This is a genomic window from Paenibacillus sp. SRL342, assembly GCF_984798905.1.
Genome location: NZ_OZ481790.1, coordinates 92612 through 116938 on the forward strand (window position 1 = coordinate 92612; position 24327 = coordinate 116938).

General features: G+C 46.5%; 25 protein-coding genes, 1 tRNA gene and 1 riboswitch. Of the genes, 16 read left to right on the forward strand and 10 right to left on the reverse strand.

All coding sequences use genetic code 11. From position 1 onward, the window contains the following. Positions 1 to 147 precede the first annotated feature (147 nt). The 8 genes from AC4E8D_RS00430 (at position 148) to AC4E8D_RS00465 (ending at position 6353) form a co-directional block, all read left to right on the forward strand. A complete protein-coding gene (locus AC4E8D_RS00430; RefSeq protein ID WP_490205710.1) occupies positions 148 to 1536 on the forward strand; it encodes a D-alanyl-D-alanine carboxypeptidase family protein in 1389 nt (462 codons plus the stop codon). 146 nt (positions 1537 to 1682) lie between these two features. Next, positions 1683 to 2273: a pyridoxal 5'-phosphate synthase glutaminase subunit PdxT gene (pdxT, locus tag AC4E8D_RS00435; RefSeq protein ID WP_036671585.1), complete on the forward strand. Its 591-nt coding sequence runs from the start codon at positions 1683 to 1685 to the stop codon at positions 2271 to 2273. A 273-nt stretch (positions 2274 to 2546) separates the two neighbouring features. Next, the gene (serS, locus tag AC4E8D_RS00440; protein WP_490205711.1) at positions 2547 to 3830 is read left to right on the forward strand and encodes a serine--tRNA ligase; all 1284 of its coding nucleotides are present in this window, start codon (positions 2547 to 2549) and stop codon (positions 3828 to 3830) included. Positions 3831 to 4024: 194 nt separating this feature from the next. Beyond that, a tRNA-Ser gene (locus AC4E8D_RS00445) sits at positions 4025 to 4113 on the forward strand. 192 nt (positions 4114 to 4305) lie between these two features. Then, the gene (locus AC4E8D_RS00450; protein ID WP_490205712.1) at positions 4306 to 4644 is read left to right on the forward strand and encodes a hypothetical protein; all 339 of its coding nucleotides are present in this window, start codon (positions 4306 to 4308) and stop codon (positions 4642 to 4644) included. Between the two features lie 29 nt (positions 4645 to 4673). Then, the gene (locus tag AC4E8D_RS00455; RefSeq protein WP_017691325.1) at positions 4674 to 4850 is read left to right on the forward strand and encodes a hypothetical protein; all 177 of its coding nucleotides are present in this window, start codon (positions 4674 to 4676) and stop codon (positions 4848 to 4850) included. A 21-nt stretch (positions 4851 to 4871) separates the two neighbouring features. Then, positions 4872 to 5024 (forward strand): small acid-soluble spore protein P, encoded by a 153-nt coding sequence (locus AC4E8D_RS00460; RefSeq protein ID WP_036607296.1) that lies wholly within the window; start codon positions 4872 to 4874, stop codon positions 5022 to 5024. Positions 5025 to 5258: 234 nt separating this feature from the next. Then, a complete protein-coding gene (locus tag AC4E8D_RS00465; protein WP_490205713.1) occupies positions 5259 to 6353 on the forward strand; it encodes a hypothetical protein in 1095 nt (364 codons plus the stop codon). Between the two features lie 258 nt (positions 6354 to 6611). Here AC4E8D_RS00465 and AC4E8D_RS00470 read toward each other — a convergent pair whose 3' ends face one another. Together AC4E8D_RS00470 and tadA are read right to left on the reverse strand one after the other, a co-directional pair. After that, a complete protein-coding gene (locus tag AC4E8D_RS00470; RefSeq protein WP_341005692.1) occupies positions 6612 to 7181 on the reverse strand; it encodes a GNAT family N-acetyltransferase in 570 nt (189 codons plus the stop codon). A gap of 49 nt (positions 7182 to 7230) precedes the next feature. Continuing rightward, positions 7231 to 7731: a tRNA adenosine(34) deaminase TadA gene (gene tadA / locus AC4E8D_RS00475; protein ID WP_490205714.1), complete on the reverse strand. Its 501-nt coding sequence runs from the start codon at positions 7729 to 7731 to the stop codon at positions 7231 to 7233. Between the two features lie 333 nt (positions 7732 to 8064). On the opposite strand from tadA, the gene AC4E8D_RS00480 reads away from it, so the two are divergent. Both AC4E8D_RS00480 and AC4E8D_RS00485 read left to right on the forward strand, forming a co-directional pair. After that, complete coding sequence (locus AC4E8D_RS00480; protein WP_490205715.1) at positions 8065 to 10404, forward strand: PAS domain S-box protein; 2340 nt, start codon at positions 8065 to 8067, stop codon at positions 10402 to 10404. A gap of 18 nt (positions 10405 to 10422) precedes the next feature. After that, a complete protein-coding gene (locus AC4E8D_RS00485) occupies positions 10423 to 11124 on the forward strand; it encodes a pseudouridine synthase (protein ID WP_339306393.1) in 702 nt (233 codons plus the stop codon). A 213-nt stretch (positions 11125 to 11337) separates the two neighbouring features. On the opposite strand, the gene motB is transcribed toward AC4E8D_RS00485, so the two are convergent. Then, positions 11338 to 12156: a flagellar motor protein MotB gene (gene motB / locus AC4E8D_RS00490; RefSeq protein WP_237178619.1), complete on the reverse strand. Its 819-nt coding sequence runs from the start codon at positions 12154 to 12156 to the stop codon at positions 11338 to 11340. After that, positions 12143 to 12943, reverse strand: coding sequence for a flagellar motor stator protein MotA (motA, locus tag AC4E8D_RS00495; protein ID WP_211085594.1), 801 nt, complete (start codon positions 12941 to 12943; stop codon positions 12143 to 12145). The genes motB and motA overlap by 14 nt, the downstream gene beginning before the upstream one ends. A 233-nt stretch (positions 12944 to 13176) precedes the next feature. Here motA and AC4E8D_RS00500 point away from each other — a divergent pair, with 233 nt between their 5' ends. From AC4E8D_RS00500 to rbsK, 4 genes are all read left to right on the forward strand, one after another. Then, on the forward strand, positions 13177 to 13470 hold the full coding sequence (locus AC4E8D_RS00500) for a hypothetical protein (protein ID WP_074092938.1): 294 nt from the start codon (positions 13177 to 13179) through the stop codon (positions 13468 to 13470). 94 nt (positions 13471 to 13564) lie between these two features. After that, entirely contained in the window at positions 13565 to 13690 is a 126-nt protein-coding gene (locus tag AC4E8D_RS00505; protein WP_490205716.1) for a hypothetical protein, read from the forward strand. Positions 13691 to 13720: 30 nt separating this feature from the next. Next, a complete protein-coding gene (locus tag AC4E8D_RS00510) occupies positions 13721 to 14017 on the forward strand; it encodes a 4a-hydroxytetrahydrobiopterin dehydratase (protein WP_062838136.1) in 297 nt (98 codons plus the stop codon). A 29-nt stretch (positions 14018 to 14046) separates the two neighbouring features. Further along, on the forward strand, positions 14047 to 15045 hold the full coding sequence (gene rbsK, locus AC4E8D_RS00515) for a ribokinase (RefSeq protein WP_445253529.1): 999 nt from the start codon (positions 14047 to 14049) through the stop codon (positions 15043 to 15045). A gap of 77 nt (positions 15046 to 15122) precedes the next feature. On the opposite strand, the gene AC4E8D_RS00520 is transcribed toward rbsK, so the two are convergent. The 5 genes from AC4E8D_RS00520 to AC4E8D_RS00540 form a co-directional block, all read right to left on the reverse strand. Next, entirely contained in the window at positions 15123 to 15479 is a 357-nt protein-coding gene (locus AC4E8D_RS00520) for a c-type cytochrome (RefSeq protein WP_490205717.1), read from the reverse strand. A gap of 150 nt (positions 15480 to 15629) precedes the next feature. Continuing rightward, a complete protein-coding gene (locus tag AC4E8D_RS00525; RefSeq protein WP_221824811.1) occupies positions 15630 to 16124 on the reverse strand; it encodes a GNAT family N-acetyltransferase in 495 nt (164 codons plus the stop codon). 352 nt (positions 16125 to 16476) lie between these two features. Next, positions 16477 to 16947 carry a C40 family peptidase gene (locus AC4E8D_RS00530; protein WP_036607285.1) on the reverse strand — a complete coding sequence of 157 codons (471 nt, stop codon included), beginning with the start codon at positions 16945 to 16947 and terminating at the stop codon, positions 16477 to 16479. A 3-nt stretch (positions 16948 to 16950) separates the two neighbouring features. Beyond that, positions 16951 to 17088, reverse strand: a riboswitch (cyclic di-AMP (ydaO/yuaA leader). Between the two features lie 245 nt (positions 17089 to 17333). After that, the gene (locus AC4E8D_RS00535) at positions 17334 to 18185 is read right to left on the reverse strand and encodes a hypothetical protein (protein ID WP_490205718.1); all 852 of its coding nucleotides are present in this window, start codon (positions 18183 to 18185) and stop codon (positions 17334 to 17336) included. A 10-nt stretch (positions 18186 to 18195) separates the two neighbouring features. Further along, a complete protein-coding gene (locus tag AC4E8D_RS00540) occupies positions 18196 to 20187 on the reverse strand; it encodes a M1 family metallopeptidase (RefSeq protein WP_339181063.1) in 1992 nt (663 codons plus the stop codon). A 101-nt stretch (positions 20188 to 20288) separates the two neighbouring features. Here AC4E8D_RS00540 and AC4E8D_RS00545 point away from each other — a divergent pair, with 101 nt between their 5' ends. Then, entirely contained in the window at positions 20289 to 20792 is a 504-nt protein-coding gene (locus tag AC4E8D_RS00545) for a YwhD family protein (RefSeq protein WP_221824814.1), read from the forward strand. Positions 20793 to 20996: 204 nt separating this feature from the next. On the opposite strand, the gene AC4E8D_RS00550 is transcribed toward AC4E8D_RS00545, so the two are convergent. Continuing rightward, positions 20997 to 23075 (reverse strand): transglycosylase domain-containing protein, encoded by a 2079-nt coding sequence (locus AC4E8D_RS00550; RefSeq protein ID WP_490205719.1) that lies wholly within the window; start codon positions 23073 to 23075, stop codon positions 20997 to 20999. Positions 23076 to 23487: 412 nt separating this feature from the next. On the opposite strand from AC4E8D_RS00550, the gene speE reads away from it, so the two are divergent. Further along, positions 23488 to 24315, forward strand: a complete 828-nt coding sequence (gene speE, locus AC4E8D_RS00555) for a polyamine aminopropyltransferase (protein WP_017691306.1) — start codon at positions 23488 to 23490, stop codon at positions 24313 to 24315. Positions 24316 to 24327: the final 12 nt, after the last annotated feature.

Below are 24327 nucleotides of genomic sequence, written 5' to 3' on the forward strand. Positions count from 1 at the left end.
TTTAGGAGCAATAATATTGCTCGTTCGATACAGCGCATATAGTACACATCTCATACATCAACCACGCAGGTTAGGGAACAAGAAAATCGCAGCATAAGCTGCACTGAAGCAATTAACAATGCTTTGGATCGAAGGGAGTATTCATCATTGAAAGCCAAACACATGAATAAAAAGAAACACCAAATGCTCAAAAAGAGCGTAGCATCGGTAATGCTAATTAACATGCTTTGCATGTCTGCAGTAATGCCGGTCATGGCTGCTGCGGATAACTCCGGTCAGGTTCTGACTGCTGCGGCAACAACAACGAAGACGGAGAAAGCTGTACAGGTGCCTGGGGTAGACTCACTTGGGCTTGAGGTTAGATCAGCGGTGCTTATGGAAGCCTCAACGGGACAGATTCTACTTAATGTTGATGCGGATAAAGCGATGCCACCTGCAAGTATGACCAAGATGATGACAGAGTACATTGTCGCAGAACAGGTCAAACAAGGAAAATTCAGCTGGGACGATATTGTAACTGTCAAAAAGAATGCTGCACAAAGTATCGGGTCGCGAATTTTCCTCGCGGAAGGTGACCAGCACACAGTTAAGGATCTCTATATTGCTATGGCTGTTGGCTCTGCCAATGATGCTACGGTTGCTTTGGCAGAACATGTTGCCGGTTCGGAAGAAGCTTTCGTGAAAATGATGAATGATGAAGCGAAGCGTATGGGCATGAAGGATACCTTCTTCATCAACTCTTCCGGTCTGGATCGAGCAGATATGCCTGCCGACTTCCGCCCAGCTGAAGACAAGGAAACTGTGATGTCCGCTCTGGATGCTGCAATTCTATGCCGATACATCATTATGGATCACCCGGACTACACAGAATTTACAACGATTCAATCCTACAAGTTCCGTCCAAATGATAAAGCCCCAATTATCAATTACAACTGGATGCTGGAAGCGAATAAAAATATAACCAATTTCAAAAGCTATGCCTATGAAGGTCTGGATGGAATGAAAACAGGCCATACCACGAACGCAGGTAATAACTTTACAGGTACAGCAGAACGTAACGGTATGCGTCTAATTAGTGTTGTTATGGGCACAGATTCGGAATCCGCACGTTTCAGAGAAACTAAAAAGGTATTGGACTATGGATTTAACAACTTTGAAGTGAAGCAGGCTGTCGCAGGCAAGACCAAAGTGACGGGCTGGGAAGCGGTACCTTTGAAAAAAGGTAAAGAAACAACGGTTCCTGTCGTAACAGATAATGCGGTAAGTTTCGTTGTTCCCAAAGGTACTCAGAACCTGGATGTGACCTTCAAAGCTAACGTAACTGAGGCTGACAAGCTGGTAGCACCAATCAAGGCAGGTACAAAGGTTGGTACAGTAACGTACACGTATAAAGCAGAAGGAATTGAACCTCAGGAAAAAACAGTGAACTTGATCACTGCTGAAGAGGCTGAAAAAGGCGGATGGTTCCGTTTGTTCTTCCGTGCTGTGAAAGATTTCTTCGTGGATCTCTTTGACGGAATTAAAAATCTCTTTTAGTCTATATTTCCGACCGGATGGATTGTATATTTACAATTTTTCCGGTAAAATATCAAGTTAGAATTCACGTATGATGAAGTAAAAAAAGTACAATGTTCGTTTACCATATGCAAGATCGTGGCTGGTAAGAGAAGGGGAATGAGCGTATGAAGATCGGCGTTTTAGCACTTCAAGGAGCTGTAACAGAGCATATTCGAAGTATTGAACGTGCTGGAGCAGAAGGTATAGCTATCAAACAGGTCCAGCAATTGGAGGACTTGGACGGTCTTATCCTTCCTGGCGGGGAAAGCACAACGATCGGTAAACTGATGCGCAAGTATGGGTTTATGGATGCCATTCGCGCGTTTGCTGCTGAGGGCAAACCGGTATTTGGTACCTGTGCTGGCTTGATCGTTATGGCTAAACACATTGCAGGGCAAGAAGAAGCTCATTTGGAGCTAATGGATATGACTGTATCCCGAAATGCATTTGGACGGCAGAGAGAAAGTTTTGAGACGGATTTGCCAGTCAAAGGCATTGAGGAAACGGTAAGAGCTGTATTTATACGGGCACCCTTGATCGAGAGTGTCGGAGACCAGGTCGAAGTTCTCTCCACATACAAGGATGAGATTGTTACTGCTCGTCAGGGGCATTTGCTGGCTTGCTCCTACCATCCGGAATTGACGGATGACTATCGTCTGCATACTTATTTTGTAGACATGGCCAGATCCTACAAACATACGGTAGACTCTAAATAATACATGATGTACAACCTATGATCTCCCGGTCATCGGATCACTTCCCCAGAAGCCTTGTAAGGCCACTGGATGGCAGTTGCATCTGAACGGATGCCTGATGTTGCTTGTATCTGCTTCAAAGCGGGAATCGCAGCGGAGGGTGACACCGGGGATATAGGTTGTTTTTTGGGTTACAGGTTCCGATAAGTATATAGTAAGGTATATACAGTAGAGTTTTGAGAATGGATTTAACATAAGGCTTCACGTTGTGAGGTTATTTAGGAGGGGTATATCGTGCTTGATGTGAAAATATTGCGGAATGAGTATGCACGTGTAGAAGAAGCATTGACTAAACGTGGCAAATCTCTGGATCTTATCGCTGGATTTACCGAGATGGATGCCAAGCGTCGGGAATTGCTTCAAGAGAGTGAAACGCTGAAGAGTCGTCGGAATACAGTCTCCGCGGAAGTTGCTAGACTGAAGAAGAATCGTGAGAATGCTGATGATCTGATTGTGGAGATGCGCGATGTCTCTGATCGAATCAAAGCTATGGACGAAGAAGTTCGGGAACTGGAAGTGAAGATCAATGATCTCACAATGGCGATTCCGAACATTCCTAACGAAAGTGTACCTACTGGAGCTTCTGAAGACGACAATGTTGAGATTCGTCGTTGGGAAGAGCCGAAGTCATTTACTTTTGCACCGAAAGCACACTGGGAAATTGCGCAGGATCTCGATATTCTTGATTTTGAGGCGGCTGCCAAAGTAACAGGTTCCCGTTTTACCTTTTATAAAGGTCTGGGTGCGCGTCTGGAACGTGCATTGATTAACTTCATGATGGATCTGCACAGTGATCAACATGGATATGAAGAGATTCTGCCTCCATACATCGTTAATCGGGACAGCTTGTTTGGAACAGGTCAACTGCCTAAGTTTGAAGAAGATCTGTTCAAGTTAAAAGATACTGAATATTATCTGATCCCTACTGCTGAAGTTCCGGTAACGAACTACCATCGCGAAGAGATTCTGAATGTAGATCAATTGCCTAAGCACTTTGTGGCATACAGCTCTTGTTTCCGCTCTGAAGCCGGTTCCGCTGGACGGGATACACGTGGATTGATTCGTCAGCATCAGTTTAACAAAGTAGAGCTGCTCAAGCTCTCTACTCCAGAGACTTCGTATGAAGAGCTGGAGCAAATGACTCAAAATGCGGAGCGTGTGCTTCAATTGTTGGGCTTGCCGTATCGTGTTCTGACATTGTGTACCGCAGATATGGGCTTCACTTCAGCTAAAACGTATGATATTGAGGTATGGTTGCCTGAGAGCAATACCTATCGTGAGATTTCTTCGTGCTCCAACTGTGAGGACTTCCAGGCACGTCGTGCCAATATCCGTTTCCGCAGAGAGCCAAAAGCCAAACCGGAATTTGTTCATACATTGAACGGGTCAGGATTGGCCGTTGGACGGACGGTAGCCGCTATCCTGGAGAACTATCAACAGGAAGATGGTACGGTTGTTATTCCTGAAGCATTGCGTCCTTATATGGGTGGCACAAGTGTAATTGCACGTCGCTCTTAAGAGTTAGTTAACCATCCTCATCAAGAGGAATACAAATTCAATCCGTCATTTCTGAATGGCGGATTGGAGTGTTTTGTATAACGGAGGCAGTTGTCTAATACAGGATCATCATTTTTTATATAAAAAAGGTTGCATTATAATGTCGAGATGTGGTATGATACTTTTCGTGGCAAGTTTATAAAAGTTAATTCCCTGGAGAGGTACCGAAGCGGTCATAACGGGGCGGTCTTGAAAACCGTTAGGGGGCAACTCCACGTGGGTTCGAATCCCACCCTCTCCGCCATACTACACTTATAACAAGGACTCGAGCGATCTCGCTTGGGTCCTTTTTTGCGTTGTGAGTTTGTTAAATGTAGTGAGTATACAGGTTGGTGACTGATGTATACGTTGCACAGTACAACATTATATTTGGAATGAGGTTAATATGTATAAAAACATCCTCATCGCCGCACTTTAAAGGAGTGGAGGTGGTAAGATGAACCGCGAGTTAAACATCGATCAGACAGACCTTGTAGGGGCTTGGCAAGAACGTTTGCCTCAAGTCCTGAATGTTGGAGACCAGGCTCAGGTAATGGCCGATGAAGCCGATCAGCAGGCGATTCGGATACACATTGCTACAGCAGGGCACGAGATGTACTCTTTTGATTTCAAATGTGCATATGTCGATTCCCGTGAAGTCAGCGTACAGCTGATTGATGTGGAACGGGATGGACGAACGACGGATGAGCGTACAGAACCGATTCAGGAACTGGCTCACGATTATACACGGCACATTCATGAATGCGCCCAGTCGTTACAATCCCAGACGAGATAATAGCCTGAAATCTGAAGGAGTGAACTCAATTGACTAAAGCCAAAGCGGGAGTAGACAAAAACCTGCAAAATGTAGTCGATGATCTGGAGCAGCCTGCCGTAAACAGTCATCATGCCCAGCAAATTCAGCAAGATATTAATGATCGCCGTCATCAGGATGCACTGAATCATGACAAAACGGAAGATAGGGACCCATCCCATTCCTAACAATGATGAGGGGGCAATAATATGAGTAAACCAAAAACAATTCCCGTACCGGAAGCGCAAGCATCCGAACAGCATCGTCATTCATCCAAACGCTCTTCCATGCAGGAACCATTATCCGGTTCTAAAAAAGTAAAAAATCAAAATCATGTGGATCATTTGAATCCCCAAGGTTAATAGAAGAAACAGATTCACGCAAAAGTCCCTTGTTACCTAACAGGGGGCTTTTGCGTATTCATACATATATAAAGACAAGGACATGCTTATTCCCAAAGCTGACATAGGTCTTTGTAGCCATTTTAAAGAGGAAAGATCACATTTTTCCCAAATTAGGTTTCGGTATCTGACGATATGGTATATCATTGATATTGAATTACTTTTTTTGGGGTTATCACGAGAGGAGAGAAACAAATGACTAAACGTATGGGGGCGCTTCTTCTTACGTTGCTGTTGACCGTATCTATGGCATTGACAGCATGTAGCAGCAAGCAGGAACCAAAAGAGGCATTGAAGACGGCTGCGGCCAATGCTTCCAAATTGACTTCGTATGAAATGAGTTCCAACTTTACAATTAATGAATTGAGCTATAAACCTGGGGATGCTTCACAAACGGATCCTACTATGACTCAGTTTATGAGCATGCTGAAGGATGCTCAGTTGAATGTAACAGGTGTATACCAAAGTGAGCCAATGCAGACCGAGATGACTCTTGGCATCGAGCTTAAAGGCGATATGGGTATGACCTTTAACATTCCAATGGTGATGACGGCAGAGAAACTCTATGTGAAAGTGCCGAATATTCCGTTCTTCCCGATTCCGGAGAATGTTGTTGGCAAATTCCTGGAGCTGGATCTGAAAGAACTGGCTGAGCAAGAGGGTACGGAATGGAACCCGGATGCTATGGACGCAGCCAAAACTCAAAAGCTGAGCAACGAAGTTATGGACGCAGTGCTGAGCGAGTACGATCAAGCTAAATTCTTCAAAAATCTAGACACCAAAGATGCACAACTTCCTGAAGGTGTAGATGCGAAGCAGGTTGTACAATTCTCGGTGAATAATGACAATGTTAAAGAAGCAGTTACTGTACTGGTAACAAAAGCAATGCCTAAAGTATTGGATATTCTGTCCAAAGAAGAATATCGTGAAATGCTGCAAATGGATCAGGCTGATATCGACAAAGCTAAAGAAGATCTGAAGATCACTGAAGCGGATCAGACTGAAATGGCTAAAGACTTGGACAAATTGAAAGATGTTCTGACAATTAACCAATTCAACATCGATTTCGCATTGGACAAAAACGACTTCCCGGTATATCAAAAGATGGTCGCTGATGTGCTGATCAAGCCAGAAGATACAAAAGACGAAGTGAAATTGGCATTTACCGGTTCCAATACGTACACCAAGATTAACGAAAAAGCAGCATTCAAAATCAACATCCCTACTGGCGATGACGTAATTACTATGCAAGAGTTCGAAGAACTGATGAACGCTTCATACGGATACTAATCTCGCTGAGTTCAAACCGTCTGTGATTCAAGTGAAGGATAATCTCCTTCCGCTTGGATACAGGCGGTTTTTTTTGCTACACAGCGTAAGGGGATATCCGCAAAATAATTGATCTTTGAAGTTGAATCGTGGCTGGCGATCTATACAAATAAAACCGCACTCTCTCCTACATAACTAGAGTAGTGCGGTTTTGTACATTAAATTTTTATATTGTTGAATTGGAAATACAGACAGCTTTGTGGTGGAATTCTAAATCAATTAATTCGCAAGTTCGTCCAAGTCTTCAGCAAGTACAGCATAGATCTGATGATCCTGATATTTGCCGTTGATCTTGAGGTATTTGCGAGCAGTACCTTCAAACTGGAATCCGTTCTTCTCCAGTACGCGCTGTGAACCTTTGTTGGAGGGCAATACCGCAGCCTGAACCCGATTTAACTTCAGCGCACGGAAGCCATAAGCTACTGCCAGTTTAACCGCTGCTGTCATTCGTCCTCCACCCTGATAATCTGGATGGATAAAGTAACCCATATCCGCATAATTGGCAACGCCCAGTACGACATTGTTGATACTTACTTGTCCAATCAACAGGCTGTCTTTAATGGTATAGATTCCAAATTGATATCCTGTACCTTCTTCTGCTGCCTTGACCCGATCCTCAATCCGCCGAGTCTGAGCATCCAGTGTATAGAATTCATCGTCTCGCACGGGTTCTACAGCCTGGTAGGGGACGCGTGTGATCTGAATCAGGTCCAGATAGGACTGTGTATCCTGGGGTGTGAGCAACCGAAGGCTTATACCGTTGGCTGTATCATAGAGTGTTAGTGCCATTACAGCACACTTCCTTTCCGATTGGAATGTTGATATTCAATGATTAATGTTATTTTTTACGCAGACGTCTGAAAAATTGAGTTAGCATCGTGGAGCATTCAGGCTGAAGGATATCCTGGATCACCTCGGTGCGATGGTTAAAACGAGGCTCCTGTAGCAGGTTCATCAGTGTACCTGCACAGCCTGCCTTGGGATCAGCCGTACCATAGATTACGCGGGGGACCCTGGATTGTACAATTGCACCTGCACACATCGGGCAAGGTTCCAGTGTGACGTACAGAGAACAATCCAACAAACGCCAAGCTCCGATGGTCTCGCTGGCCTGACGAATAGCCACCATCTCTGCATGGGCGGTGGAATCCAGGGTAGTTTCACGCAGATTGTATCCCCGACCGATAATTTGGTTATTTTGTACGATTACAGCTCCAATCGGCACTTCCCCAAGAGCCTCAGCTTTGTAGGCCTCGGCAATGGCCTCCCGCATCCAGTGCTCATGTTGAGCCTCCTCAGATAAATTCCCAAGATCGGGCTGGAGAGAATGGTCAGTCATTACTTATATAACTCCTTCCAAAATCGTTTATTCAGCGAACAAGTATTCGGGTTGTTAACATGTTGTGTATAGAATTGTGGATAACCGTGTAGTTGCTCACATAGTTATAAACAAACTATCCACAAGCCTGTGGGTATGTGGATAAATATAGTGTTTAATTTCATTGTAGAGTTCAAAAATGCAAAAAACAACGAATTTCAAGCTTTTCAGTCATTCGGTAACTTTTGGGCACAGGTCAATTATCCTTTTCAAAAAGACATACAAGCGTTATGATGGAGATAGGTTTTGCCATATATCGCCAGAGGGTACAAGCCGAGAGGTGAACAAAAAAACTTGTCTATTAAAACGAAATTATCCATGATTATGTCGTGCTCAGTGCTCGTTATTTTAGTGTTGAATATCGCATTGAGTTATTATACTACAGAAGAGAATCTGAGGCAGGACAGTGAAAACAAGATGGTGCTCACTGCAAAGCAGATTGCAATTGCTGTCGAACAGAATCAATACAGTTCGGATTATGTAAAACGGCAGATTGGAAACAATCTGTGGCTTGCTGCTGTCATGGCAGCGGAAGAGTTGGACCCGGATATTAATAATATCACAAATGAAGAACTTGTACGCTTGAGCCAAAAGGTCGGCGTCTCACATATATCGTTAATGGAGCAGACGGATGATGACATCGTTGTTAGCCGCTCTTCAGATCCGAGAGAAATCGGGCTATCCACCAAATCCATGACCTATTGGTATCAGGCCTTTAAGCAGTTGTTTGAAAAACAACAGGTGACGATTCCCCAAGGGCAGAAGCTGGAGCATTTCTGGTCAGATGGATTCGAATATTCGACATCCAGTCCTTCGGATATTGATATCTGGGGTTACTACCATGATGGAAAGAGAAACTACATAATCAATCCTTTCTATAATAATACGGAAGTTGATGACTATGTGAAAATCTCTAGTCCGGATGAGATTTTAAATAAAATTCGTGAGGTCAATCCCTCCATTCTGGAGATTACAGGCATCAATCCGTTGACTTTTGGCAGCCCGAACATGGGTGATGACGGAAGAGATTCGAACTTTAGCAAGTTGAATAACAGACCGATTCGTTTTGGTACATACCAGTATGGTTCTACGGATGAGGATCATCGTGCTGTGGTGCGCGCCATTCGAACAGGGCAAAATGTATCTTTTGTCAGTGAAACGCACGAACAGAAGGTATTGAAGAGTTTTATTCCCATTTTCACACCCAATCAGTCTTCCTATGTGATCAGTATTGTCATGGACTATAAGCAAATATCCTCCATGGTATCTGAGCAGTTGGTGAGCCATGCCTCCATATCGTTGGTTTTGCTGGAGATCGTGATCTTTGGCAGCTATCTGCTCGCAGGGTATATTACGCGTCCGATCCAATCCATACTGGGCAAAGTGAATGATGTAGCGGAAGGGCACTTTGATTTCCGTCTGAAAGTACGGAGGAAGGATGAACTTGGTCAACTGGCCAATCGTATTAATGCCATGATTCGTAATCTAGGCCATTATACGAGCCGTCTGAAACAGATGTATGAAGAGAATCGGGCGGTGAAAGAACATCTGGAGTCCATTATCAATCAGACAGCGGATGCCATTCACATTACGGATCTTGAAGGAAAGGTGCTTCGGGTTAACCGGGCATTTGAACAATTATATGGATTTCGAAGTCGTGAAGTGGAAGGTCGTAATCTGAAGATCATCCCGCCAGAAGCAGAAGAAGAAATGAAACGTCAGCATGCCCAACTCGTTGAAGGGATGTCCATTACGTCCAACGAAACCACCTGGATGAAGAAAGACGGGACCCGAGTAGAGGTCAGTGTCAGTACGGCTCCGGTGCGAGACGAGGCTGGAGAGATTACAGCGCTGATTAGCGTCTCCAGGGACATTACAAGTCGTAATCGGATGGAAGAGTTGCTCAGGCGTTCTGAGAAGCTAACAACCGTGGGCCAGCTTGCAGCAGGTGTGGCACATGAGATTCGTAATCCACTGACCACGCTGCGTGGATTCCTACAGTTACAGCAAGAGAGCAACAAGCTGAATCATCGTCATCTGGATCTGATGTTATCGGAGCTGGATCGAATCAACCTTATTGTCGGTGAATTTCTGATTTTGGCGAAACCGCAGGCGGTTCATTTTCAGAATCGGGATATTCGTTTTATTCTTGGCGATGTCATCTCATTACTGGATAGTCAGGCGCATCTGCATGGTGTAGAATTTGTACTGCGTGCCTCATCCGATTCGGCTATGGTACACTGTGAAGAGAACCAATTGAAGCAGGTATTCATCAATTTGCTGAAAAATGGTATGGAGGCCATGCCAAATGGAGGAAGCATCCATATCAAGCTCAAGCATGACGAGCAGTCGAAACGCGTCAGAATTGAGATCAGGGATGAAGGCATTGGTATCCCGGAAGAGATGATGCCCAAGCTTGGGGAGCCTTTCTTTACGAATAAAGAGTCTGGGACAGGGCTTGGCCTGATGGTCAGTCAGCGCATTATTCAATCACATAAGGGCATGATGGATATTAAAAGCATCATGAACAAGGGAACAACGGTTATTATTGAACTGCCTGCATCCGAGCAACAACCGGAAGTTATTGAGGTAGATCAGATAACGGATGAACCATTTACAGATGAAGAGAAATAGATGAGGTGAGATTACCTTTTGCGTATTAATAAATTTATTAGTGAAACAGGTTACTGCTCCCGGCGCGAAGCAGATAAGTTGGTGGATAGTGGTCAGGTAACCATTAATGGAGTTAAGGCTGAACTGGGCAGTCAGGCAGAAGAAGGCGACGATGTACGAATCAACGGCAAGCCAATCAAGGAAAAGAGAAAACACGTATATATCGCGCTGAATAAACCGATCGGGATCACAAGCACAACCGAGCAGCATATTCAGGGCAATATCGTTGATTTTGTCGGACACGATGAACGTATCTTTCCAATTGGGCGCCTGGATAAGGACTCAGAAGGTTTGATCCTGATGACCAATGATGGTGATATCGTTAACCGGATTCTTAGATCAGAAGGACGCCATGAGAAAGAGTATATCGTTACTGTTGATCGATCTGTAACCCCGAGTTTCCTTAGAGGTATGAGCACTGGGGTGAAGATCCTGGGTGAAATGACCCTGCCTTGTACAGTGACCCGGATGACGGATCGAGTATTCCGTATCATCCTGACTGAAGGAAAGAACCGTCAGATTCGGCGGATGTGTAGTGCCTTTGGCTACGAGGTTCGTAAGTTGAAGCGTGTTCGGATCATGAATATTCATCTTGGAGAAATGGCGACAGGTGCATGGAGAGAGCTTACCGCTGCTGAAAAAGCTGAGCTGGGCGGTCTGTTGGACTATTCACTGGAATAGTTGATTCGACTTTGACTAATTAACTGATTGAAGCCCTGCTTTCCGAAAAGGAGCGCAGGGCTTTTTGGTATAGGGTCAATAACGACAGGGAACCTTCGCAAATAGTGTGAAAAAATGTAGAGATAAACCAAAGCATAAGCATTATATAAACCAAAAAGGCCGTTCTCCTTGTACCTGGAGAACGGTCTTTGGTTAATGAATCGCTGCAGGCCTCTAGTTTCCTTCGCCAACAGCTTTTACATTTGTATTGTTACTTTGATACTTCCGAATGATAGATACCTCTACACGTCGATTCTGTGCCCGTCCGGTATTGGTGTCATTGCTGGCAATCGGGTGATACTCTCCATAACCACTTGGTGTGAATTTGGAAGGGTCCAATTGCGTGTTCAGCAACAGGATTTTCAGGAAGTTGAGCGCACGATCTGCGCTTAGATCCCAGTTATCCTTATATTGGTTGTTCGAAATGGGAATATTATCGGTATGACCGGATACAACCACTTCATATTCAGGGAACTCCTGCAGCATGCTTGAGATTGCTTTGGCCAGGGATCGTGATTCAGGCTTCACATCTGCTCGGCCTGAGGAGAACAGGGCGTTATCACTGATGGTGATCTTCAATTCAGACTGATTCAGCTTGGTGTTCAGCTGGTCCGAGAGCCCGTTCTTCGAGATATATTTGTCGAGTCGCTCTTTGAGTTTCTCCAGGTCTTCTTGTTCTTTCTTAGCCATCTGTGCATCTGTAATCTGAGCTGGTGTTTTCTTGGTGATTTCTGTAGGTTCCTGTTTGTTCTTACCTAAATCGGCACCTGGCGTATCCGGATTCATGGACGAATGGTCCAGAATTCCGGAACCTCCATTTAATGCACTGTTTAGTGCGGAAGCCATCTGCTCAAACTTAGCTGCATCGATTGAACTCATGCCGAACAATACAATAAACAGAGCAAGCAACAAGGTCATCAAGTCGGAATAGGGGAGCAACCAGCTCTCGTCTATATGCTCTTCATGTGGTTCGTGCTTCTTAGCCTTTTTCACCTGATGATCCCTCCTTCTCTTCCAGTTGTTTACGTTCGGAAGGTGTCAGGAATACGGATAACTTTTGGTTGATGGCGATGGTGGAGACACCGGATTGTATGGATAACAGTCCTTCAACCATCATCAGCTTGATCTCCATTTCTTGCTTGGACATCCGTTTCAGCTTGTTAGACATCGGGTGCCATAACACGTAACCACTAAATATACCAAGGAGTGTTGCGATAAATGCTGCCGCAATCGCATGGGAGAGTTTCTCCATATCACTGAGATCGGCAAGTGCTGCGATGAGACCTACAACGGCCCCGAGAACCCCAAGCGTTGGTGCGTACATCCCCGCCTGAGCGAAGATCAAGGCACTGCCACGGTGGCGCTCCTCTGTAGCATGAATATCTTCCATGAGTACATCACTTACAAATTCCTGATCGTTGCCGTCTATAATCATACGCATACCGCCACGAAGGAACTGATCGTCAATCTCTTCTACTTTTGATTCCAGTGCAAGCAAACCTTCACGACGGGTAGTGGAAGCCCAATCCATAAATGTGCCGATCAGGGATACGCGATCAATAAGTACTTGATTTTTGAAAACAATCCCGAAAAGCTTAGGGATTTTTTTAACTTCAGACATCGGAAATGCGATAAAGATGGTTCCTGCCGTACCAACAAAGATAATAATGTAGGCTGCGGGATTGTTAACCAGGTTGATTAAGGGCGCACCCTTCAAGAACATACCAAATACAAGGGAGACCAGCCCCAAAATTAGTCCAATAATCGTTGAAATGTTCATCATACACCTCATCCATGAGATAAAATTGAATCCTTTCAAGCGGCTGTGTTCGGGCTTCCGGACGAATTTTTGGCCGCAATCCGTTCAATGTTAGGCATTCCTTACGGTTGCTAAAACAGTTAAAACGGTCATATATGTATTTATCGACCAGAAGGCCTTTTTTTTTAAGGGCTATTTTCAGGTATAATAAGATCAAATCCGCTCCTTAGGGGCCGAATAGGAGTGAAAAGCCAATGGGCGTAAAGCATGGACGGGATTATGAAGGAATTTTGACAGATCTGACAACGGCAATCGGACGCATACCGGATCGGTATGTTTTCTTTGAAATGGACGCGGAAGAGTGGGAGAGACTGGCTGCATCTGACCAACTTGAAGTGGATGAGGCGTTGGCTGAGGATCTGTTCTATGCGCTGGGCGAGGAGTCCGTTATTCCGGTTGGAAGTGGCGTGGTCATCCATGATAAGGAACAGCACCGCATTCATATTTTGATCGGGGAAGAAGAGTTGACGTTTGTACCTTTAATTTAGTGCGTTTATATGCATTTTCAGGGGTGTAAATGGAATTGGAATTTCCCTCAAAGCCTTATGGTTATTGGTTCTAAGCCACGTAGTTGATTGGATTTTGAAGCTAGTCCGTGGTAAGATGTTAGTCGTGAAATGGGCCAACCGCATGGCGGTGAGCCTGGCCTTTGAGGTTGCTGTTGATCGCACCGAAGGTGTCGGTGGTTATACGGACACACGTCTGTAATGTACCATCCTATGGGGAGGAAGATAACGCATGGTTTTTTCGCAAGAGGAAGTCGAAGCTCATCTGGGAAGGCTGGAAGGCTGGGAACTGGAAGAGGGACGGTGGATTGTACGTAAATTCGTGTTCTCCAACTACATGAAAGGGATTGCATTTGTGGATGAGGTCGCTGCGATCTCGGAAGCATTCAATCATCATCCTTTTATTACGATTGACTATACAACGGTTACGCTGCGTCTGACGTCATGGGATGCGGGTGGTATCACATCTGTAGATATCAAGGAAGCAGGACAATATAACGAAGCTTATGACAAAATGAGGTCGGAATAACGAGGTCAGTTATTATCGCGCGGCCAGAAGTGAGTGAACCATACATGTCAGACTATAATCAGAAACAACCTCTCATTGCTGTCGTAGGCAGTCTCAATATGGATCTCGTGGTGAAGACAGACATGATTCCGGAAGAGGGAGAGACTGTGAGCGGTGAGGAACTGCATTATCTCGCTGGTGGCAAAGGGGCCAACCAGGCTGTTGCTGCTGCGCGTCTGGGTGGACAGACTACGATGATTGGTGCGGTGGGATCGGACGGTTTTGGCGAACGTCTGCTGCACAGTCTGACGGAAAGTGGTGCAGATGCCTCGCAGGTTCGCGTATTGGAAGACACGGTTACAGGGACGGCGTCCATTTGGCTCTCTAGGGGAGACAACCGGATTATTGTTATTCCTGGTGCGAATGGGCAAGTGGTGCCTGAGATGCTGGAAGAGGCGGATACGGTAAAAAGCCTGACTGCAGCCGCAGCGGTGCTGCTACAGCTGGAGATCCCGCTGCCAGCGGTTACCCGCGCCGCCCAACTGGCGGCTGAAGGCAGCGCACTGGTGGTGCTCAACCCGGCTCCCGCGGTGCCGGGTCTGCCCCAGGAGCTCCTGCGGTGCGTCGACGTTGTCACGCCGAACCGCAGCGAGCTTGCCGTGCTTACCGGCCGGGATCATCTCCGGCCGGAAGACCTGGATGCGGCGGTCGCAGAGCTCGCCGCATCCCTCGGGGCCGCTGTCGTTACGACGCTCGGCCCCGAGGGGGCTGTGTACGCGGCGGCGCCTGGTGGCCGCGTACAAGCAGGGCGTGCCGGCGCGTGCCGTGCGCCCGGCTACGCCGTAAGCGCCGTCGATACGACCGGCGCTGGCGATTGCTTCAACGGCGCGCTGGCGGTAGCCCTCGCGCGCGGTGAGACTTTGGACGCGGCCGTAGGCTTCGCCATGGGTGCGGCCGCGTTATCCGTGACGAAGCTCGGCGCCCAGTCCGGGATGCCGTCCGCAAGTGAAGTTGAGGCCTTTCTGGCCGAGCACGCGGCAGATGCCTAATAATTGGTATAACAAAGAGGCTCTTATTCTCCCAAAAGGGGATTAAGGGCCTCTTCATTATGTAGTTCGTGCAGAGATTATTTCTTCTCTGACAGCCATATGGCGATATTTGCAATCTCTTCATCCTGCAGTTTGCCCTTGAAGGAAGGCATACCACCTTTACCTTTGACAATCGTAGAATAGATCTTCTCCAGATCATCCTGACTGCCGATGTTTGCCAGAGCAGGTCCTACGCCACCTTGAAGCTGATCCCCGTGACAGGAGATACAATTGGCTTTGACCAGTGCCTCAGCCTGTCCGGCATCCAATGTTACTTCCGGCATGGTTGGTTTGGCTTCTTCAGCCACTTCTTCTTTCCCTGGAAGCGTAAACATTAAAACAATAGCTAAAGCGCATGCTGCAAAAAATACTCCGCTCATGATCCATTTGTGCATCCCTTATGTCCCCTCCAGAATGAAAGATCATCTAACCTGAAACTATCCATATCATTATAACGGAACCTGTACTGACATCATAGCATTTTGTGGGAATTTTTTGAACTAATCACATAACAAGGGGCAAATTTGGTTGTTTTACAATGGATTCTAACCGCGAGGCCCTTCATAAACCATACAGTGAAAGGGCTTCAAGCCGCTTGGGGTCTGTCGTTCGTAGGTATCATGGGTGACAAATCCACTCTTCAGATAGACTTGAATGGCACGAGCATTCCAAGTGAGTACTTCCAGATCAATCTCATTCGTGGGATTTCGGCGAATGGCTTCCTGTACAATGGCAGTGACAAAATCTGTCCCTTGACCCTGACCACACAGCTCTGGATGCATGCCAAGGCCAATCCGGGTTACCCCTTGAAGTGGGAAGTATTGAGCAAACCCGCATATACGATCGTTCTGATCCAGGACGATCGCGTATTGCTCCTGCCGCAGCTGCGCATCTCCGAATTCCACTTCCAGAGCTTTCATCTGCTCCCAGGGGAGCCAGCTGTAGATATTGTAAGGCGGGTCATACTGCCAACTGCAGATAAGCTCCGCATGTTCTTCTCGCATGGGTACAACGTGAAACGTCACAGGGGTTTCCTTCATACACCCGCATGCTCCTTTCCTTGAAACAGAACTCTTTGTCCACTCTACAAAAGAGATGTTCATTTAGCAAGTCTTCCTTCCCAAGAAAAAAATGAAACAAAAGTTCCGGTAATTCCGTTTATATTATAACGGGATGGGTAAAAACATCATAAGGGCACGGACGAACGAACGCAAAATGAACCTGTTGATGTCGCAGGATATGCCCTGAGTAACTTGCAACATGAATAAGGATTGAATCACAAAAAAACCGCCGGATACATTCCTGCGGAGAATGTACCGGGCGGTTCTGTTATGCTTCTTGCTTCGTTCCAGTATGGTTAATGGTTACAGCATCATGTTGCTCAGCTTGTCCCTAGTCAAGGGCCAGTGATTCATATGCGTCCGTGCTCATAATCCGTTTCGCGCCAACATAACGATTGGCCCAATAGTTTTCACTCAATGCACTGATCGTAACGCCTTTGGAAGAAGAGGAGTGTGCAAACTTTCCATCCCCTACAAAGATTCCTACATGAGATACGCCTTTACCTGTTGTATTAAAGAACACCAGGTCACCAGCTCTCATTTCCATGCGGGATACGGAATCACCCATATCGAATTGGGAACTGGATTGACGTGCCAAATCAATACCCAACTTGTCGAATACATACCGTGTAAATCCGGAGCAGTCAAAGCCGTTAAGCGTTGTTCCCCCACTTTTGTATGTAGTTCCCATTGCTGAATCAATTACTGTGTCCATCTTTGAATCTGCGAATGCGCTACCTGCACCAAGCGATAAAGCGAATGTGATGCTAAGTACAGCTGCGGTTAATTTCTTCTTGAACAAGAGATATTCCCCTTCCAATGCCTGCGAGGTTAGCTTAAGGATTCGGTTGAAGGTCCCCTATGATCCCTCTGTAGCAAGATCAATTCACCCATAACTGGTTCCCCCGCTTCCCAGGTGCCAGGAATTTGGCTATGCTAGTTATGCACCTGCGAAATCAAGAAATGACGATTTAATTTTAAGTAGTTACAAATATGAATGTAAAGATTACAAAGTTGTTACTAAAAACTCACTGCGATTATTGTAACAGAGGAGTACGGCTTTGGCAACGTTTAGCAACAAATTTAGCAAAAAAAACCTCGACCTTTGACGGGGAAAGGTTGAGGTTTGCCTATTTATAAGTACATATTAGGCCATGAGTTTAACATGTGATGGTAACAATTTTTAAACTATCTGCTCTCACCTTTGGATATTTTGGACTGCCATAATCGGAAATGGCTGCATATTTTCCACAGACTCAATAGACATCTGGCAAGTGGATACGTCTGTTGTAGTATAAGTCCGGTAAGTCCCGTTAATAACCATGAGGCTGAAGTGAAGGCCCCAAAGACGAGCAGGTGTACTCCGCCCAGCAGGAGTGCAATGCCGATTACAGCGATGAGATGACGCATTGCAATCCAGAGTGCTTTGAGGGTACCGTGAGCCCCGCCTTCTCCTTCTGGTGCCGACACACCGAACTGCATGTAGAGTATGACATGGTGGATGATCCAACCATATACAATCCAAGCAGCAACATAAGGTATACCAGGCAAAAGTAATTGAAGCGAGTGAAATCCGTCCATGAGAATGGAGTAGAGCTTCGGTATGAGCCAGTAGGCGGGCAGAAGGATCAATAATGTACGTATAGTGTGGAGAAGCAGCATCGGTTTCCACAGATTTTTGATTCCGCGGACAAAGGGGATGCGCTCTTCTGTAGAATTAAAGTGCTGAAGTGAGTAGAGCAGTCCTGCCTGAATGAGGGGGCTGATCAACATGCGAACTAGCAGCATGCCCCCTAGAATCCATAGATAACGATGAACCTCCGGATGGGTAGACAGGTTAAGTTGACTTTCCATTTTGAACAAAAGTGTACTCAGCTCACCGGCATCAGCATCTGGATAGCGAAGGAGTAGTGGGATGACCGCCGACTGTACCATTCGATAGAAGAAATATCCCCAAATGAGTTGATAGAGAAATAAGAGTGCGGCAATGAACATATGCTGACGGACGAGAAACCAGCCTTCACGTATTTTCGCTTTCACCGTTTCCACCTCACCATGACAGACCTCCGAATATGGCTTCTATTAGTTTGGTTACACTCATGCTCCAGCGGGACTTTGCCTGCTCATCCAGTCCGGATTTCAGGAAATTGTTCATATGGCGGTTCTCCAGCACGATCGAGTACAGGGGATCGGTCATGGCCCAGGATACGGGGGATGTGTGAGTTAATTTATACGTGATGCGATCTTCTTGTCCATTCCATTGCTTGGTGAGGATATGCCCGTCTTCAAAAGCAATGCGAACAGGAACGGCGCTGTAATCACTGCCCTTTTTTGCGATCGTCACGGATGACTCGTACAATGTTTGACCGTCTTTCTGTACGGGCGTAACACGAATCTTCTCTACAGCAAAGTCAGCCATCCCGTTACCATAGACGTATTGATCAAAATAATCAGACCAGGAAGTGCGGGTCACTTGTTCCACAACGTTCTGGAAATCAGCCGAAGTGGGATGTTTGAAGCGGTATTTCTTCACATAGGTAGAGAGAATGCGTTCCATCTTTTTGGCACCGACTTGATGTTCGATACCAAGCAATACAAGCTTGCCACGTGTATAGACATTGGCGGCGTACTCATTCTGTGAATCGAACTTCCAAGATTCTTGTGTTAAGGATGAAGGAGACGTAATCAGTCCCGATTGTACCGGCAGATTCGGAATCAATCCGTATTCCTGCTCCATCAGTTTGTCTTCTGCATAAGAGGTGAATCCCTCATCCAGCCAGGCCTCCTCGAATTCGTTGCTGGCAACCATGCCGTAGAAGTACTGGTGTCCGATCTCGTGGATTACGGTACGTTCCAGGTCATAACCTGGCGTAGTGTCATCGGCTCCAAAGGCCGTAACTAGCGTAGGGTATTCCATACCTCCAGCACCGTTCCCCGCTTTGGGTGGAACTACGATGGATAAGGTAGCGTAAGGATACGGGCCAAACCATTTGCTATAATTGGCTAGAGCGGCCTTCGCAGCATGGAAATAACGTTCTTTCAGATCCTGATGAGCTGGGTCCAGATATAACTTGATTCGTACACCAGGCACATTGGGTGCGGAGAATGGCTCCTCTGCGTACACAAAATCGGGTGAGGCTGCCCATGCGAAGTCATGCACATCATCGGCGTAGAATTGATAGACCTTTTCTCCATTCTTCACCACGGCTTGCTGCGTTGGAAATCCGGTAGCAGCAACTTTGTATGTTTCAGGCACCCGAATACGCACACTATATATACCGAAGTCGGCGTAAAACTCTGAATTGCCATGGTATTGGTGCAGATTCCAGCCTTCCGTTGTTCGTCCACGCCTGCCTACAGGTTCATAGGCACTTAATTTGGGAAACCATTGACCTGCCATGACAAAATGATCAGCAGTTCCCATCCGGGCAAAAATCTTTGGCAGATTCACTTCAAATCGGGTGTGGAGTGTGATACTTTCCCCGCCTTTGACGGGTTTGGGCAGGCGTACTTTAATGAGGGTGGTGTCCTTGATATTTCCGTCATCTGGTTGCACGTACTGCATCCGGTGCAGCAGAGAGAGCCCGTCCTCCGTTTTCATTTCGGTAATGTTCATGGAGCCGTAACCATTGGTAGGCATGACATCACCCCGAAGCTTTCCGCCGGATTCCTTCATAAAGGTGGTGTCAGCAGAAGAGAAGGCGTTGGGATACATATGAAAGTAAAGCTCGTTGACGGTTTTTTTGCCTGGATGAGTCCAGGTGATCGTCTGAGTCCCTTCCAATACGTTTCCTTCGACCAGCTTCACATCCATGTGGTATTCCACAACACGGTTGCTGTACACTTCGGCTGTAGGGGTCTGTACACTCTCTGGAGGTGCTGGAATTGGAGCTATTGCCTTGGGCTTGCCCGATTCGGGGGCGAGTACTGGCAATTCGGAATGAGTTGAGCGATTATAACCCAGAGTGATCCATATCCCTCCGGCAAGTACACACAGGGCCAGGGATGCAGTGAGCCAGCTCTTGGCGCGTCGTGGAATCATCGTTAAATACCTCCCGTTGACAAGCATCTACAGCATGTATATGTTTGCAATGGGGCAATTATTAGTTAAAATATTTGTATCAACCCTTGGAGGCTATAAACATGGACCAAAACGAGCAAAACGGCAAAAAACAGATTGCCTTGAATATCGTTAGTGCAAAAAGCAAGCATAAAGGCTTCGGTGCAGGTTCCATTGAACTGAATAACCTTTCCCCGGTCATTATTGATAATGGCGAAGCCAAAATCGATATTGGTGCGATGCATGCGAAGAGTAAAGTGGAACGCAATATCAAGTTCTCTACCAATCGTGAGGATGTGCCCAACGGACGCCAGGTATGGCTGGTGTGGGTAGCTGTCGATCGCACGGAGGAAGGCCAACTGTATGGTGGAGCAACGGCATGTGAGATGTGGATTGATACAGAAGCAAGACGTGGATGGAAACTGCTGGCCGAACATGTGAATCGCATGGATTATGCCTTGAAGCGTCGCTTCATGCTGGATGAGCTTGGACCTGAAGCTCGAGCTGCACTTAAGACACTGCTGATCTCACACAACGAAGAGTGGTGGAATGCTTCTCCAGATGTATTGAAGGAAGCACTCGCCTAAGGCAAATCATTTTCAACAAAGTTATAAAAGCAAAAAAAAGCAGAAGGCCCCTTGACCGGAAAGTTCGGTTGGGGGTCTTTTGCTTGTGAAATAATCGTATTCATCGATCTGAATAATTATGAGTTTTTCATCCAGAGAGAATTTCCAATTGTTCAATATAATCAGGGGTTATAGGTGGCGCAACTAAGTCATAGCGCATTTGCGTCATTCTACCCACCAACGTTTGAAATCTCCCCACCATGAATGTTTCTCTTCCTGTATGCCTTGTTGATTCTGTACCTGACGGGTCTTCTCATCTTCTCCAGAATCCGAATCATCCGTCGTACCATGACAAACCTCTTTTGGTTCAGTGCCATCAATAAAGACTTCCAATCGTTTCTCTTCACAGCCGTTGCCTGCCAGCTTTCCGGATTCCGGGTCGATATAGACACTTACAACATGATCAGGCACGGTGAAAATTTTGGGTGGTACGCTCGCAAGAGCCTGCTCTGTGAATTGGGCAAAGATCGGCGCCGCCCGGCGACCATCCGAAGTCGAGATGGCTTTGCCTTGGTCGTACCCTACCCATACAGAGGTGGAGAGCTCGGGTGTGAACCCAACCAGCCAGGCATCCGTATTGGTCGTCCCTGTCTTTCCGGCAACCGGACGTTTGATCGCCTTAGACACCCGGTTGCCCGTTCCTCCATTTTCGAAGACACTTTCCATTAAACGAGTCAGGACATAAGCTGCTGCAGGTTCCACGACGGTCTCAGCTTTGGTTTGAGGCGATTCATAGAGTACACGTCCTGCGGCATCTGTTACTTGCAGAATGGCGACAGGTGGCGTCCGTTGTCCACCAGCAGCAATGACGGAAAAGGCTGACGCCATCTCCAGCGGACTGACAGGTGACGTTCCCAGTGCAAGAGAAGGTACGGCGCTCAGGTTGCTTGTAATGCCAAGGTTTTTCGCCATACTCACAACCTGTTCAGGACCGATCTGCATAATGGTGTTCACCGCATAGATATTATCTGAAGCGGCGATCGCTTGTCTTAGATCAATCTCACCCAGATACTTGTCTCCAAAGTTGCCGGGTTTATAGGTTTTGCGGTCATTGTCATAGTGAAACAGGGTAGGTTCACTGTTAAATATGGATGCGCTGGTGAGCTGCTTGGATTCCAGGGCTGCCAGATACATAATGGGTTTAAACGCCGAACCTGGCTGGCGCGTTGTCGCCAGTACATGGTTAATCTGATTGGTCCGGTAATTCTTGCCGCCTACCATGGCTTTGATGTAGCCCGTACGAGGGTCGATGGACACGAGAGCCGTCTCCAGCTCGCTTTTGGCATCCATACCTTTTGCTACAGCATCTTCAGCCGCTTTTTGTACACGCAGATCCAGGGTGGTGTAGATATTTAATCCCCCATGATCCAGCATTGCCTCACTGATTCCCAGCTCTTTGATAGCCAGACTCCGGATATAGTCACGGAAATACGGGGCACTTTCCACCGTTTTACGCTCACTTTCCGGTTTGAACGAAAGCATTTTCTCATAGGCCTTATCGGCTTCAGCCTGGGTGATCTTGCCGATATCCGCCATGGCATTCAGCACAATCTTCTGTCGGTCTTTGGCATTCTTCATATGGTTATAGGGTGAATAGTAGGTAGGTCCTTTCGGGATTCCTGCCAGCATGGCGCTCTCTGCAAGATCCAGCTGTTTGGCTGATTTGCCAAAATACATTCGTGAAGCCGCTTCAATTCCGTACGCACCATGCCCATAATAGATTTCGTTCAAATACATCTGCAAAATTTCATCCTTGCTATATTTCATCTCCAATTGCGCCGTGTACATGGCTTCCTTGGCTTTGCGAGTCCATGTTTTCTCATGAGACAGATACAGGTTACGCGCCAGCTGTTGAGTCAATGTACTCGCACCCTGCGACATCTGCATATGTTCGAGATTAACAAGCACAGCCCGTCCCATCCCTTGCACGTCGAACCCGTAGTGATTATAGAATTTGCGGTCCTCTACAGCCAGAGTGGCATTGACCAGATCTGGAGCGATATCCTCCAGTTGAACGGGTACAGAGTCTTTGCCACCTGCAGAGAAGGTAGCGATGACTTCACCTTGACTGTCCAGTAATCTGGAATTCCGATCAGAGTCTGCTAGGGGCAGGCTGGTTGCGTATAGGTAAACCAATCCCGCAGCGGTAGCAAGTATGGCGAGCACGGCGAGCAGAGACAGGTTTTTAAACAATTTTTGTATACGGAACCCGCGTTTGCGGGTCTTTTGATTTGGCTTGGTCATGGAACGGGCTCCTCTCTTTTCTTCCAGTATGGGACTTGATTGGCAGGGATATTCAATCGGGTGCATAAGCAAACAAAATGTAGCATTTTCGCCTTAAAAACCGTTTTGCAGTATAAACGTCAATCGCGTATAATGCAAAAGGGTAATGAAAAGGTAAGATTCGGCACAAGATACTAAAGCGCGTAAGGACGAACAGACGAATGGTCATTGATTCATTGATTAGTCAGACGCTCTGCACGCTCTGGTCAATTTAATCTATATAATGAAGTGAACCGCGGACCTTTCCCGCAGGCCAGCAATGATAACGCGATATGGCGCCGAACGCTGGACGTGCTTGGGCGAACCGATTATAGTGCACAGCACTTGGTCGGGTATGGCTGATCATTAACTTTACGGAAAGAAGGTAGAGATTATGGAATTGTGGTTTACGGAGAAACAGACCCCGGTATTCGGGATCACCGCGAAGATTAAGCAGACCTATGTTACAGAGAAAACGGATTTTCAAGATTTGGCCATGGTAGAGACCGAAGAATTCGGTAACATGTTGCTTCTTGATGGCATGGTGATGACGACTGTAAAAGACGAATTCGTATATCACGAAATGGCGGCACACCCTGCGCTGAACACTCACCCGAATCCGAAAAAAGTTCTGGTTGTCGGTGGTGGCGATGGCGGAGTCATTCGTGAAGTCATTAAACATGCAGCTGTAGAAAAAGCAGTTCTCGTCGAAATTGACGGTAAAGTCATTGAATACTCCAAAAAATATTTGCCTGAAATCGCCGGAAAGTTGGACGAGCCTAATGTTGAAGTGCTCGTAAACGACGGCTACATGCATATTATTGAACATAAAAATGAATACGATGTGATCATCGTAGACTCGACGGAGCCTGTAGGCCCGGCTGCGCCATTGTTTGAGCGTGGGTTCTATCAAGGCATCTACGAAGCATTGAAAGAAGACGGAATCTTCGTTGCCCAAACGGACAACCCTTGGTTCAAGGCCGATCTGATCCAGAAGGTGAACAAAGACGTCAAAGAAATCTTCCCGATCGTACATGTGTACGGCTGTAATATTCCAACCTATCCAAGTGGTTTGTGGACATTCACCATGGGTAGCAAGAAACATGACCCGCTCGAAGTGGATGAGACACAAATCCCGGAGATGGATACCAAGTATTACTCTCCGCGTCTACACAAAGCAGCATTTGTACTTCCTAAATTCGTGGAAGATTTAACGAAATAAAAGGGGAAATCA

Coding starts and splice junctions, on each gene's coding strand:
- AC4E8D_RS00545 (WP_221824814.1), top strand. CDS start 20,289: ATGGACCAAAACGAGCAAAACGGCAAAAAACAGATTGCCTTGAATATC.
- AC4E8D_RS00510 (WP_062838136.1), top strand. CDS start 13,721: ATGGTTTTTTCGCAAGAGGAAGTCGAAGCTCATCTGGGAAGGCTGGAA.
- AC4E8D_RS00540 (WP_339181063.1), bottom strand. CDS start 20,187: ATGATTCCACGACGCGCCAAGAGCTGGCTCACTGCATCCCTGGCCCTG.
- motA (WP_211085594.1), bottom strand. CDS start 12,943: ATGAACATTTCAACGATTATTGGACTAATTTTGGGGCTGGTCTCCCTT.
- pdxT (WP_036671585.1), top strand. CDS start 1,683: ATGAAGATCGGCGTTTTAGCACTTCAAGGAGCTGTAACAGAGCATATT.
- AC4E8D_RS00450 (WP_490205712.1), top strand. CDS start 4,306: ATGAACCGCGAGTTAAACATCGATCAGACAGACCTTGTAGGGGCTTGG.
- AC4E8D_RS00500 (WP_074092938.1), top strand. CDS start 13,177: ATGGGCGTAAAGCATGGACGGGATTATGAAGGAATTTTGACAGATCTG.
- AC4E8D_RS00460 (WP_036607296.1), top strand. CDS start 4,872: ATGAGTAAACCAAAAACAATTCCCGTACCGGAAGCGCAAGCATCCGAA.
- AC4E8D_RS00550 (WP_490205719.1), bottom strand. CDS start 23,075: ATGACCAAGCCAAATCAAAAGACCCGCAAACGCGGGTTCCGTATACAA.
- AC4E8D_RS00465 (WP_490205713.1), top strand. CDS start 5,259: ATGACTAAACGTATGGGGGCGCTTCTTCTTACGTTGCTGTTGACCGTA.
- tadA (WP_490205714.1), bottom strand. CDS start 7,731: ATGACTGACCATTCTCTCCAGCCCGATCTTGGGAATTTATCTGAGGAG.
- speE (WP_017691306.1), top strand. CDS start 23,488: ATGGAATTGTGGTTTACGGAGAAACAGACCCCGGTATTCGGGATCACC.
- AC4E8D_RS00470 (WP_341005692.1), bottom strand. CDS start 7,181: ATGGCACTAACACTCTATGATACAGCCAACGGTATAAGCCTTCGGTTG.
- AC4E8D_RS00525 (WP_221824811.1), bottom strand. CDS start 16,124: ATGAAGGAAACCCCTGTGACGTTTCACGTTGTACCCATGCGAGAAGAA.
- AC4E8D_RS00520 (WP_490205717.1), bottom strand. CDS start 15,479: ATGCACAAATGGATCATGAGCGGAGTATTTTTTGCAGCATGCGCTTTA.